This is a genomic window from Ignavibacteriales bacterium (assembly GCA_016214905.1).
Taxonomy (GTDB): Bacteria; Bacteroidota; Ignavibacteria; order UBA10030; family SZUA-254; genus PNNN01.
This window is the reverse complement of record JACRMQ010000006.1, coordinates 326,819-341,004: the sequence shown is the minus strand read 5'-3', so window position 1 is coordinate 341,004 and position 14,186 is coordinate 326,819. Positions and strand designations below refer to the sequence as shown.

Below are 14,186 nucleotides of genomic sequence, written 5' to 3'. Positions count from 1 at the left end.
TTACTGGTTTTCTCCACCCAAACCCGCTTCAACAAGATCGTGCAGATGAATCATTCCCACAGGTTTGTTATCTTCATCAACGACAACCAGTTGGGTGATTTTATGTGCTTCCATTTCCTGTAACGCAACTGCTGCCAGCATGTTTTTCGAAATTGTTTTGGGATTTTTTTTCATCATCATCTCGGCTGTTAGATGAGTCAGATCGGTAGTTTGTTGAAGAAGACGACGTAAATCTCCATCGGTAATGATACCGAGTAATTTACCCTCGTTGTTTACAACACATGTGGCGCCCAAACGCTTCGACGTCATTTCCAATATCGCATCGCGCGTTGGAACATTCGCATGGACGATAGGAACCGCATCACCCGCGACCATCATCTCTTCGATCTTGAGCAGAAGTCGTTTACCCAAATTTCCGCCCGGATGATAAAGCGCGAAATCTTCGGCTGTGAAATTTCTTTTCTCTAAAAGCGCAATAGCCAGAGCATCACCCATCGCCATTGTCGCGGTTGTAGATGAAGTTGGAGCAAGATCGTGAGGGCATGCCTCTTCTTTCACACCGACATCCAGAATAATATCTGCCTGCTGAGATAAAATTGAATTGAGATTGCCCACCATGCATATCAGCGGAACACCCACACGCTTAAAAAGAGGAATGAGCGGTTTAAGCTCGGGTGTATTACCGCTTTTCGATATACAAACTACTACATCTTCTTTTCTGACCATGCCGAAATCGCCATGGACAGCATCCGTCGGATGAAGATACATTGCAGGAGTTCCGGTTGAATTCAGGGTGGCTACGATTTTACGCGCGACTATTCCGGACTTACCCATGCCTGTAACTACAATTCTGCCTTTCGAGGCACAAATAATTTCCACCGCTTTTGCAAAGTTTTCGTCGATGTGTGATTCCAACTCAGCAACCGCCTCTGCTTCGATGCGGATAACGTTCTTACCTTTTTCAATGATTGTCTTGCTATCTATCATAACAATTTCTTCGCCTCTAAGATTAAGTCGATTACTTCACGCACAGCTCCGCGTCCACCATCGGCTTTTGTAACATAATCAACTTCGCTGCGCACCCGTTTCATTGCATCGGCAGGTGCGGCGCTGAAGCCGACTTTCCGTAATAACGGTAAATCAAATTCATCATCACCTATAAAACATACTTCGTTGTATTCAAGTTTATATTTCTTCTTGATCTCCTGAAACACCGAGACCTTGTCTTCATCGCCTTGAAAAACATCGGCTATTTCCAAACGCTTCGCACGGATTGTAGTTACTTTTGATACCCTGCCGGAAATAATAGAGAATAACAATCCCTTTTTCCTCGAACGGAATATCCCGTATCCATCATGCACATGAAAACGCTTATACTCGGTTTCATCGGAACCGTAAATTATTGATCCGTCGGTTAAAACTCCATCGACGTCGAGAACAACCATGCGAATACGTTTGAGTTTCTTTTGAAGTACTTTCGATATTTTCTTTTCAGATGCCAAGTTTTTCTTTCACAATATTATCGATAGGAATTATTTGTTTCAGTAAATCTTCCAACAAATCTAATTTGAGCTGACTGCCCGAATCACTCAAAGCACGTTTCGGATCGGGATGAGTTTCAATGAACAATCCATCTATACCAACCGCGACACCCGCGCGCGCGATCGGGAAAATAAATTCGGGTTGACCTGCGGTTTGATTTTTCCCCGCACCCGGCAGTTGAACAGAATGCGTTGCATCGAGTATCACAGGATAACCGAGCGAACGCATGATCGTCAACGATCGCATATCGACCACAAGATTATGGTAACCGAACGAAGCGCCGCGTTCAGTAAGCATAACTTTTTTATTTCCGGTCGATTCAACTTTTCGCGCTTGATGTTTCATATCTTCGGGCGCCATGAATTGTCCTTTTTTGATATTCACTACTTTACCGCTGCGTCCGGCCGCTTGCAAAAGCTCGGTCTGCCTGCAAAGAAAAGCGGGGATTTGTAATATATCAGCTACTCCCACCACCGCTTCAATTTCACTTTCGGTATGAATATCCGTTAGTATTGGAACTCCAAGATTATTTTTTATCTCCGAAAGAATTGCTAATGCTTCATCCAATCCTAAGGTTGAAAAAGATTTCCCGCTCGTTCTATTGGCTTTTTTATAAGAAGATTTAAAAATGAACGGTATTTGATATTTGTGGGTAAGTTTTTGAAGACGGGCGGCGGTCTTCAGGGTAATCTCACGTCCTTCAACAACACACGGACCGGCAATAAGCATTAACCGATTACCGCTTCCAATCACTAAATTCTCTGATTTAATCATTTATGCATAGATATTTTGATTGGCTAATATTACGAAAAAAATGGATGAGAGGCAATCTCAACCAAATCTCCCGGGATGGATGGATAAATTAATTTTTTAAGCATGATTCATATAATTTAATCCAATCCTTCACACTCACCTTTTTTACCAATTTTCCGATGAGTTCCAACGGAATATTTTCTATTTTTTTGAATCTGACGCAGCTTTTACCCATATCGAGCTTGGGATCTTTCGGATATCCTTTTCGGAACCAATCTAATAATTTTTTATCTGCGTACAGAGCCATATGATACAACGCGATATGATTTTTCTGTGAAGCTATTGCGATAAACGGAAGCGGCTGGATCGGATTACAATGATAACCACCCGGATAAATTGTATGTGGTACAACATACCCGATCATTCCGTAACTGATAGTTTCCGAAAATCCTTTTGGAAGATTTTTTAGTATCACTTTACGCAGCGACTCAATCGCTTTTTTTCTGTCGTCGGGAAGTTGTGCTATATATTCTTTTGGTGTTTTAGCTTTGATAGTCATGTTGCAATCCTATGATATTATTTAATAATAACCCGCTCGTTCCAACTATTGTGCCGGGTAAATTTATATAACTCTCTTATCCAACGTATCCAGAATATTCTCCTGCCACCATACCCGTTGCACCGAAAATAATTGCTTTAATGCTCATTGTTTTTTCATTCTTTTATCATACTGTAAAAACCAATCATACAATGCCTGATTTGGATAAACTAACCAATTGATCCAATGCCCTACTTCATGTTCAACTGAAAATCTCAACTCTTTGTTTTTTCCTTCCAGTTTCTTAATTACTCTTTCTGTTTCTTCAAATGGAACCACATTATCTATCTTTCCATGAAAAGCCCATATCGGTATATTATTCAGCTTATCAATATTATTATCTATGTAATCAATGTGGCTTGTAAAACCGCTCATTGGGGCAATCGCTGCAAACTTATCGGGATACTTTGCGGCGATATACCATGTACCTGCCCCTCCTAAACTGAAGCCGGTTAGATAAACTCTGTTTGTATCAATTCTATATTTATCGGTTACTTCTTTATAAAGATTTTCAAACCAATTATCAGTTGACCATCTGATATGTTCGGGACATTGCGGGACGATAATTATAAAAGGAAATTCTCTCCCCCTGTATATCTGGTCAGGGATTCCATCGGCATACAATTTCTTTAAATCAGTTCCCCGGCGTGAACCTCCATGCAAATAAATTATAAGGGGTAATCTCTTTAAAGTATCTGTATTATAATCTTTCGGCGTATATGATAAATAATGATATCTTACATTCTTGGGATTTTGATTTATACCATGGTCGAATGTTAAATCAAATTGCAGATCTCCTTTTTCTGTCCAATATTTTGTTCTACCATGTAATTGTCCGTTTAGCCAATTCTCTTCTGCTTCCTTTCGTCCATCTTTATACCAGCTCGTGCATAGTCCATTGTGAAGTCCGTTTTTATAATTCCCTGTAAATTCAATCTGTCCGTTTTCATGCCATTCCGTGTATTTTCCCTCTTTTGTATTTGAATGGTAATTACACTGACTTTCCTCTTTTATGTTCTTGTCAAATGAGCTATAGAAAGCATCCATTTGAATCTGTCCGTTTTCAAAATAATCTCTCACATGATACATTTTGTTGTTCTTATCGAGCTCAATTACTCGTTTATAAATAATCGTATCGTATTTGGATGCTGCATATTTCAAGATAAGAGTTTCGGTATCTTGGGCTTTTACAAATCCCAGGCAAGATATGATCATCATAATGATGATATGGGGGTGGAGTGAATATTTTTTTGTTTTATCCGACATCGGGGCACTGCATCTTAGCGAAACAATGTAATATTTCTCCCCACTCAAAACAAACCCACTCCATTATTTAAAACTGAACGGTGTAAACCTCTTTCCGTCGAACCTGCAAATCCCTCCGCCTAATGTTCCAATCAATAACTCCCCTTTCCGGTCTTTATAAATAGTCCAGATTGCATTGCTCGTCAGTCCATCTTTGACCGTGTAGTTCGTTAATTTTTCTTCGTCATAACGCCAAACACCTGCATCGATTGTTCCTATCCAGAGGTTGCCGTCGTTATCTTCGTTGATTGTCCAGGCACGGGCAAGTGTTCCTTCTTTCCCTTTCAAACTTTTTCTGAACGCAGGATTGCTCAAACTTTTCTCTTTTGTAATATTGGTCAAGATTTTTCCGTCGTAATGGAATAACCCACTGCCATTATTCCCGAACCAATAGTTCCCTTTCTTATCCTGATAAATTGTACGGATGGGTGCATTCAACTCTTCATTATTGATACGCGAAAATGAATTCCCGTCGTATCTATAGACGCCCTTAGTCTCTGTGCCGAACCATAGAACACCATCTTTATCTTCGAGTATGCTGTAAACCGAGTATGCGGTATGCTGATAGGAGGGTTGTTCACGACGCATTTTTAAATCAATTTCATCTAACGGCAAAGGTAAAAATGTAAAAGATATTCCATCATAGTGATGAACTCCATCCCTCGCACCGAAGTAGAGGTCTCCCTTTCTATTTTTAAAAATGCCGTGAAAGATTTTTTCTTTCGGGGCGCTGCTAAGATTTACAGTTCTGAAAGTTTTTCCATCAAAAAAACAGACACCATCACGTGTGCCGAACCAGATATTGCCTGCTCTATCTTCCTGTATACTCCGGACAAAATTACTGCACAAGCCATCTTTCTCCGTAAAGTTTTGTATCACTTTCCCATCGTAACGGCATACACCTCGTCCCTCAACCGCGAACCAGTAATTCTCTTTTGTGTCTTGATAAATAGACCAGATCTCTTTCCCCTTCCCAAGGATTGTATCTCCCACAACAACGCCAATATTTTGTTCGATCTTGGCAGCGTGAGTATTTTGAGATTTATTTTCGCTATTGCACGAAGCAGAAAGGACTAATATTAATAAAATTAAAATGATTGGCATACTCATAAGCTGTTGTGTGATTAAGATTGATGAGGTTATTTACTGAAGAGAGAACAGCTATTTTATAGGAATTTGTTCCAACTAGATAACCTTGCCAAGGTTGATATAGATAGTGGATGTACACTTCACAAGGTTGCATATACAAAAAGTTCATATTTGTTCATGAAAAAGATTTGTCGGTAATTTATGTACTTTGCGACAAACAGATAACCATTTTTAATATGGTCGGGAGAAGATCTCCATCCCAGTCTTGGGATTTGCTGAGTAAAAATAAAAACGGCTCACGTTGGTGCGCGAGCCGTTGTATAAGCAACATATCAATCCGTGCGTTGGGATTGATGAATAGTCAGTCTATTTAACCAATAACATTTTGTTCACTTGCGTGAACATCTTTGTGGGATTGGATATGTCGGTTACTTCAACTCTGTATAAATAAACACCGCTTGTCAGCGATGATGCGTCAAATTCAATTTCCTGCTCACCTTCATCAATAACTTCGTTATTCAGCAACGTGGCTACATTCTGACCAAGCATATTGTATACTTTCAATGTAACACGTCCCTCCTGAGCAATTGAGAAGGAGATCGTTGTAGTCGGATTGAAGGGATTCGGGTAATTCTGTAATAAGGAAATTTGTTCGGGCTGCTGATCCAACATTGAATAATCGTGTGAACGTCTGGTAAACGGAGCCGCCGCGGGATTCGGATGAATGAATGAATATTCATCAACTGAGTGAGTTCCTGCAACGACAAACGGGAATAAGCTTACAGCAATATAATCTCCATCAAACGCACGGTTGATTCTGCTGACGCATGTATCGAGCTTCGCGTAAATTTCGGGATTCAAATCAAAATGGTCGCAATATGTAAGGGCAGAATCGACGAGGTAAATCAGTTGCCGGATCGTTAATCCATTTCCCGGATCGCTTGGGTTACCGAGATCATTATATATTAAATCACCCAATGCTGTTGTATCTAAGGGCTGAGTTGCGCCGGAGTCGTTTGCAATCACTGCAAGTTTCAACGCGTGAACTTCGCCCAGCAAATGGTTATTATGTTTTTTAACATGCGGATTCTTCAATTCGCGATTGAACGGACGCGTGATGGCAGAACCGGTGCTAATCCGATCAAAGCAACGCGCTACGCCCGAGTGGGGGAAAAATTTTCGATCAGCTGTTTTGTATCTGATCCGCCCCACATCATTTGTATCGGTCATCATTCCAACAACAATCCCCTGAGGACGATGTACAATTCGTTTGTAAATAAATTCAAGTAAGTTACCGCCATTAGGTTGGATTGAGATACCTTCGAAAGTACCGGCAAGTCCTTCGCGTTTATCACCGATCATACTACCATCCAGTTCCCACCACCAGAAATTTGCCTGAGCGCCCGGAGCTTTCTTTTCCAGATTGAATGTAAGTATCACAGAATCACCTGCAGCAATTGTCCGCCCGCTCGCGGTGATTGTTTTTCTTTTATCACCAATTACAATTGATGTGAAACCACCTGAATCGAGGATACCAATTATCGCGGAATTAAACCGGGCATGTAAACCATTTACAGTTATTCCGCTAACATCATTTCCAAAAACAAAAGACGAATTACTGCTGAGAACTTTACCGGCTTTTGCTTTCTTCTCGCTTAAAGAGAATTGGCTGAAAGTTCTGTACTTCGGTTGCGCATTAAGAGATGCAACAGCGATAAAGCATAAAACCACCCACGTGAACTTAGTATAAATATTATTCATTGTTCCATTCCTCATATAATTCCGACTTGTCTTTAAGTTTGTGCATCCCAGTTCAATATACTGATTTAGGTTAGATAATGTCAAGAAATCGATTTAATAGATAAAAAATACTGGATAATTTGAATAATTCCGCAAGTGGTTGGAAGAAAGACATGCCTGCTCCTTGCGGATATCCCTCTCAGTATTTTATTCGGTTGAATAAAAATAAAAACGGCTCACGTTGGTGCGTGAGCCGTTATGTTTATGAGATAATGAAGCTGGTTACTTCATCAAAATTAATTTCTTAGTTTCGATGAAATTTCCTGCCTGTAAGCGGTAATAATAAACACCGCTCGGATATCCAACCGCGTCCCATCTTACGGTGTACGCACCGGGTGGCTTCACCTCGTTTATCAAGGTCACTACCTCTTTACCGAGTACATCGTACACTTTCAGCACTGTCAATTGAGTATTAACAATACTGAATTGAACTGTTGTAGACGGGTTGAACGGATTCGGATAATTTTGTTCGAGTGAGTATTTTGCAGGTAATTCTTCATTTTCTTTAACTGCAACTACTGTTCCTCTGAATAAAGTATCCGCCAAAAATCCGCTTACAACTTCAGTGTTTCCTTGTATCGATGTTCCTACAAAATTCTGTCCAACAACAGAACTGACCATCGTGTTCGTGGTTTGAGATTTTGCAAATCCCATATTGAACGACGACCATGTGATCTTAGCGTTTTGTGAAAGAGCAAAATTTAATAAGAGCATCAGGCAGAGCGGCAGCAATATTACCGCCCGCCTTATATTTTTATTTGAATAATTTATTTTCATGACATCACCTCGTTTATGAGTTGTCAACAGAATTAACGTTTATCATTCGGAGTATCAAGAACACTGCCCGAGTTATCAGCAGGTTTTGTTACTGCCTTTACTGCATCGGTATTAGCAACGCTTCCTGAGTTCTCAACTGATTTCGGAACTGTTTGAGTCGCAGGCGCCTGATCTAGACTGCCGCCGGTTTCGATAACTGTTTGCTGAGTCTGCTGCGGAATAGAGGTCGTTTGAGTTTGCGAGACGGATCCATCCGTCTGACCTGCAAAGTCAATGCCTCGGGTTGCCGGTAAATTGAATGACTCAGGATTTAAATACTTACCTCTGTTCACCGATTCTTTATCTTCAACATTCGGAATACGATTTTTCTTGGCATAAGCATCATTACGGATACCTGTTACCTGCCAGCTTACCTCAACATTGGGAAGACTGGTTGCAATTTCAAACTGGTTATTCTGTACTTTTTTCGAAATGATTGCTTGAGCAAAAGAGCCAATGGCTGTCAATTGATAACGATAATCCATATTCAATGCTTCAAAATACTCCGGCAGTGATACCACGGCTTTACCGGTAGCATCTGTTACAATATTGCCATTGTAAATATTCATCATATCCGGACTTTCCACGAAGCTGTGAGAAAGATATTTGTTTTCTGGATCGATAGGATGGTCGATTTTAAAAGAACCGGCAGATTTTGAAAGTGTTCCGCTAACGTGTACACGACCTGCAAAATATCCTGCATATCCAACAGTATTACTATAACCATTGTCCCCAAAAACAGCGGCTCCACCGCTTACAGTGCTATGTGCGTATATACCATTATTCTGTGTTGCAAGCGCTGCAGTAGGACCTGCAGTATTATTACCATATACGGCTCCATCTATATTAGATAAAATACTTGACGTTCCATATATACCTCTGGTAGCACCTGCCGTAACCTCTAATTGAGCCGTAGGATTACTAGTATTTATTCCGAAAAATCCTGTAGAATCCTCAATTACAACACGACTTCCTCCGCCACCTAATTCAAATATTTCTAAATTATCATCACTGGGACGGTTGCGGATGTTCCACATGTTGACACCAGCTTTCTGGAAACGTAATGCTGCATCGCCACTTGCGGCATCAATATCAACGACAGAGAAACTGGATGATGATTTGATACGAGCACCTGTTGAACCACCATGCAATACATCCAATTTGTAAGACGGTGAAGTAGTTTCACCAATACCGACATTACCGGTCGCGTCCTGGATCACCATACGACTTCCGCCGCCACCTAATTCAAATATTTCTAAATAATCATCACCGGGACGATTACGAATATTCCACTGGTTAACTCCAGCCTTAGCAAAACGTAATGCGGCGTCGCCAGAATTTGCATCAATATCAACGACTGAGAAGGATGCACTTGATCTGCTGCGGATACCTGTTGAACCAGCGTGCAATACATCTAATTTGTAAGATGGTGCTGTGGTTTCACCGATCCCGACATTTCCTGTTGCATCCTGTATTACCATACGACTGCCACCACCGCCTAATTCAAATATTTCAAGATAATCGTCACTGGGGCGGTTGCGGATATTCCACTGGCCAATACCGGCTTTCTGAAATCGTAATGCAGCATCACCACTAAATGCATCTATATCAACAACTGAGAAACTGGCGCTCGAACGGCTCCGGATACCCGTTGATCCAGTATGTAATACATCTAATTTGTAACTAGGATAGTTTGTATCACCAATACCAACATTACCAAGGTTATAATAAATATCGGAGCCGAGTGTTGTCCATTGACTGCTGACTCCTAAAGTACCAACAGAGTCATTCCTCGGTGTCCAGATAACACCGTTCCATTTCATAATCTGATCGACGGCGGCACCATTTTGAGCAATGTCTGCAAACTGAACTGTGCCGTTTAATATCTTTGCGCTGGTAATACTGTTATTTGGAATTGTTCCGGCGATTCTGGCGCTGTCTGCTACACCACCCGACGGTGCAACACGAGAATATTCAGCTGTATCGGCATGTGCCGAATTCAAGCTATAACCAACCGAGGAGAGTTTAACTCGAGGAGCAAGTTCCAGATCAGCATTTACTTGAATTCCTAACCAATATTGTTTATCAAATAACATGGAGGGACCGAAAGGTGTTTGTCCTAATAGAGAGCTAAATAGACCTCTTTCTACTTGAAGACTTTCTGCCTGAGTCCAAAGCGCCACTCCTCCTGAACTGACGTCATACAATTTGAAGGTAAATAAATATCGTCCGTTCGGTTTCGGATTACCTAAATCATCCGTTAGAACACCTTGGTATGATATTGTCCGTGGAATCTGCGAATAAACGATTGCGGGCAATAAAACAAGGAAGATTAAAAGCAGTAATCTTGCATTTTTCATGATAAATCTCCTACTGAATTATTTATGAATGATGAATTTAACCGATTAATATACTAAAATTTATTTCATTAGCAATAATTTTTTTGTGTCTGTGAAAGTACCTGACTGCAACCGATAAAGGTATACACCGTTCGGATAACCGTTCGCGTCCCAGTCAATGTTGTAAATACCTGGTTGTTTTTCCTCGTTCACAAGCGTTTCAATTTCCTGCCCCAGAATATCATATATCTTCAACGATACAAATCCGATTTTCGATATTTGATATTCGATATTTGTACTTGGGTTAAACGGATTGGGATAGTTCTGCTCCAATTTAAAATTCGATATTCGTTTTTCGAAATTCGATATTCTATCATCATCCGGCGGCGCAGGCGGTTTTTGATTTATCGATACTATCTGAATCTTTCCTTCGGCTATTCTTCCCCCCAAGGAATTGTCCATAAATAATCTCCCGGACTGATTCACTTTGACCCAAAAACCTTTTCCGGGTACCAATGTGTCAACATCTACATACCCTTTACCGTATCCGAAGAATTGCGACGTCATTATTCCTGAAGGAACAGATGTTATATTCGCCACCGGAACGGAATCGGATAACGAGCCGATCATATTCCATCCTTCAACGACATCAACCGAATCAAGTGTAATCTCGAAGCCGGTAAAGCTGACCGATTGCGGTTCGGAAAATTTCACCCAGTAACCGATCATATTTTTCAAAGTATCTTCAGCCACGTACGTTCCGTTGAAACTGTATGCCGGAGATTTTGCGGTCGGATATAAGATTAAGGTACGGTAATCATCCATTATCATCGGAACAGATACCATATTCCAACCTGAATTCATTTCCACACTCATGGTAACCGGTGTTCCCCGCATCAGAATATAGAACGGTTTATTGGCAGGTGACCAGGTCATTCCTCCATCAAGCGTCATCTCAAGGTAAATATCGAAGAAACTGCATAACCTGTAATCCATCTGCCCAAGTGTGAAAAATTCGTATTTTCCGCTTGAAGGTTTAGTCGGACTTTCACGTATTTGCGTTCCGGGAGGCAATGTTCCGCCAGAAATTGAGAATGATAAAAATTCGGTACTGAAAAATCTTGCATTATTATCATCCGAGGTACCATAAATCCATACATCTTCATTTACGCTGCCGGAAATTTTAGTCCATGATATTCCACCATCAGCCGATAATTCGAACTCAGCAGTTCCCCCGAATGAATTTGTTTGAGAACTTAAAAGTGGCGGAAGCGTGAATGACTGTGTGAACCGGTCGTGTAATAATTCCCTTAATAAAAATCCGTTCGAGAATTGAATATAATCACCCCCGATACTTTTGAATTGTGCATCGGTTGGAAAATAATTCGTTGAATTAAATTTTGAATCAGCCGGTTGCACAAAATTGAGTATTAATTTATTAAGTGCTGTTGACCAAGTAGCGCCGCCGTCAGCACTGACTTCTGTGAAGATATCAAAGAAACTTTCTACATGCCATTGTCCATCAGGGAACTGAGACATTATAACTTTACTGCGTGATGCAAGTGTAGGGCTTTCCCGCATCATGTATATCGCGGCGATGGAGGAAATATTGCATTGAAGAACTTCTGCCAGAAAATGTTCCGCCCCCCCTTCATCTTTATAATGATTAAGGTTGACCTGCATAGATACCGGTAAATTGTAATAAGGCGTCCATGTCAACCCGCCATCTCCAGATGTTTCTAAATCAACGGATGCACTGAAATTATAAACTTGAGCAGAGTAAAGTGCGGGTGGTTCACCACGATGATATAAATCTCGTACGACAAACTTTCTAATAGCCAAACCGGATGAGTATGAAACTACGGTATTCGGTTGCTGGAAGTACTTTCCGGTCTGTGGAAATCGGTCGGAATAAGTCCTCTGACCGGCGGGCATCACGGCAATCCAATACGCCGCAGAAGCGGTGCACCCGATCGAATCGGTTACTTCAATTGTAAATGTTGAATATCCCGTTGATGTAGGTGTTCCGTAAATAATACCTTTCGAAGAAAGATAGATTCCATCCGGTAAAGAACCTCCGACTATCGCATAGCTATACGGAGATGTGCCGCCCGAAGCGGAGATTTCCTGATAATATTCTTCATTTACTTTTCCATCTGTCAACGATTCAGGGATCAATGAAATTGTCGGACAAGGTGGAATTAGCGTACATGAAATATAATTTCCAGATTGAATAAACGTTGCCCCCCCGTCTGTGGATATTTCAGTAAAAATATCAAAGAAACTGCTGATGTTGTAATCCACAAGTGTCGTGACGATATCATGCCTACCGGCGGATTTCAGTGTAGGTGATTCTCTGATTGTAACACCGAGAGGTAATCCACCTCCAGTGATGTTAAGCCCTAGTACCTCTATTTCATAAAATTCTGCCGCACCATCATCAGTGTGATGATAAGTTCTGACCTGCCATGATGCTGGCGCGGTTACATTCGACCAACTTGATCCTCCATCGAAACTCAAATCAAAATTTGCAGTTCCGTTAAACAAATTTGTTGATGTTCCACCCAATGCCGGTGGCGCGAAGGATGAGGAAAAATTATCCAGTATAACAGATCTGATTTTATATAATGACGAATATGAAATCTCATCGCCTGATTTAGTTCTGTATCCTGTCGATGGCATCATCATATTTGTCAGGAAAGGATAGGCAGAAGGATATGTCAAATCGATATTCAAAAGATTGTTACTTGGTGACCAGGTTGTACCGCCGTCTAAGCTAACCTCAGTAAATATATCGAAGAAACTCGATATCATATAACCTGAGCCCAGTGACTCGACAATTATTTTACTATTAGATTTTTTTGTGGGACTCTCACGTATCAGGGTACCTCCACCACTCGAAAAACTCATCGAGATCACTTCAGTTTCATAAAGTCCGATTCCCGTTGAATCGGCAATTTTATTTATACTAACCGACATTGTCACCGAAGAATGGTTGATACTCCATGTTAAACCGCCATCGAACGATATTGAGTAATCACATGCAGCACTGAAAGGATAAACCTGCGAAATATCGGGTAATGCTCCCTGATGAAAAAGATCCCGAAGAATAAAATCTTTAAATCTGACACCTGAGAGAAAAGTAACAACATCCGATTGATTTTGTAGATACTTTCCGTGCGGAGGAAAATTCGTCGAAGGTACTATTGCAGATGGACTCTCTTTATAAAACGAAACCGCTTTCATTAAAATAGAACCGAGCGGAGGCCAGAATGTCATACCACCGTCCGTGCTGATTTCAAAAAATATATCAAAGAAACTATCACACCAGTATCTGTCACCGTTTGGTAACCACATGGTTCGTCCCGTCGATGCCTGAGTCGGACTTTCCCTGATCAAAACTCCCGGAGGCATTGAACCGCCGCTCAGGTTCAAAACATAAACTTCGCCAGAATGAATATTGTACGACAAAGAATCTTTTAAATAATCCAAATGAAATGTATTAGATCCTGTGGTGGAGAAGGTTGTCCAGGTTCCCCCCTGATTAAAAGAAAGCTCAAAGGTAGCATTACCTGTACAAACATAATCTTTGCTTTCTCCCGATCCGGGAGGGATACCGACAGGATTAATACCATATTGAATAAAATTTTTCATCAAAACACCATTGGGCCACGCTAACGTAACTCCCCGCGGTGTTACATAAGCACCCTCCGGAGGGTAATTATTATTCGGAAATGAATATTCCGGCACTGCAGCAATTACCGAAGAAATAAATATGTCCGAAATATGAAACAATGGTATCATCAACAGTATGATATATACGAAAGCAAGGTTTTTAAAAAGATGTTTCATAGCAACTCCTTGGTTGTTGATTGGAAGAATTATTGATAATCAATTTTTTATAAAATGTATTTCAACTTCCATCCATCGAACTAACTGGGTGT

General features: G+C 40.8%; 10 protein-coding genes. All 10 read right to left on the bottom strand.

The window, feature by feature from the left end; translation table 11 throughout:
• The gene (locus tag HZB59_05305; GenBank protein ID MBI5020834.1) at positions 1–987 is read right to left on the bottom strand and encodes a KpsF/GutQ family sugar-phosphate isomerase; all 987 of its coding nucleotides are present in this window, start codon (positions 985–987) and stop codon (positions 1–3) included.
• The gene (locus HZB59_05300) at positions 984–1,484 is read right to left on the bottom strand and encodes an HAD hydrolase family protein (protein ID MBI5020833.1); all 501 of its coding nucleotides are present in this window, start codon (positions 1,482–1,484) and stop codon (positions 984–986) included. Before HZB59_05300 ends, HZB59_05305 begins: the two co-directional genes overlap by 4 nt.
• 7 nt (positions 1,485–1,491) lie before the next feature.
• On the bottom strand, positions 1,492–2,316 hold the full coding sequence (gene kdsA, locus HZB59_05295) for a 3-deoxy-8-phosphooctulonate synthase (protein MBI5020832.1): 825 nt from the start codon (positions 2,314–2,316) through the stop codon (positions 1,492–1,494).
• Positions 2,317–2,404: 88 nt separating this feature from the next.
• Entirely contained in the window at positions 2,405–2,854 is a 450-nt protein-coding gene (locus HZB59_05290; protein ID MBI5020831.1) for a DUF1801 domain-containing protein, read from the bottom strand.
• A 144-nt stretch (positions 2,855–2,998) separates the two neighbouring features.
• Positions 2,999–4,159 (bottom strand): prolyl oligopeptidase family serine peptidase, encoded by a 1,161-nt coding sequence (locus tag HZB59_05285; protein MBI5020830.1) that lies wholly within the window; start codon positions 4,157–4,159, stop codon positions 2,999–3,001.
• Between the two features lie 63 nt (positions 4,160–4,222).
• A complete protein-coding gene (locus HZB59_05280) occupies positions 4,223–5,302 on the bottom strand; it encodes a hypothetical protein (GenBank protein MBI5020829.1) in 1,080 nt (359 codons plus the stop codon).
• 351 nt (positions 5,303–5,653) lie between these two features.
• On the bottom strand, positions 5,654–7,048 hold the full coding sequence (locus HZB59_05275; GenBank protein MBI5020828.1) for a T9SS type A sorting domain-containing protein: 1,395 nt from the start codon (positions 7,046–7,048) through the stop codon (positions 5,654–5,656).
• Between the two features lie 261 nt (positions 7,049–7,309).
• Positions 7,310–7,864, bottom strand: a complete 555-nt coding sequence (locus HZB59_05270; protein MBI5020827.1) for a T9SS type A sorting domain-containing protein — start codon at positions 7,862–7,864, stop codon at positions 7,310–7,312.
• 32 nt (positions 7,865–7,896) lie between these two features.
• On the bottom strand, positions 7,897–10,263 hold the full coding sequence (locus tag HZB59_05265) for a hypothetical protein (protein ID MBI5020826.1): 2,367 nt from the start codon (positions 10,261–10,263) through the stop codon (positions 7,897–7,899).
• Positions 10,264–10,323: 60 nt separating this feature from the next.
• Positions 10,324–14,094: a T9SS type A sorting domain-containing protein gene (locus HZB59_05260; protein MBI5020825.1), complete on the bottom strand. Its 3,771-nt coding sequence runs from the start codon at positions 14,092–14,094 to the stop codon at positions 10,324–10,326.
• Between the last annotated feature and the right edge of the window lie 92 nt (positions 14,095–14,186).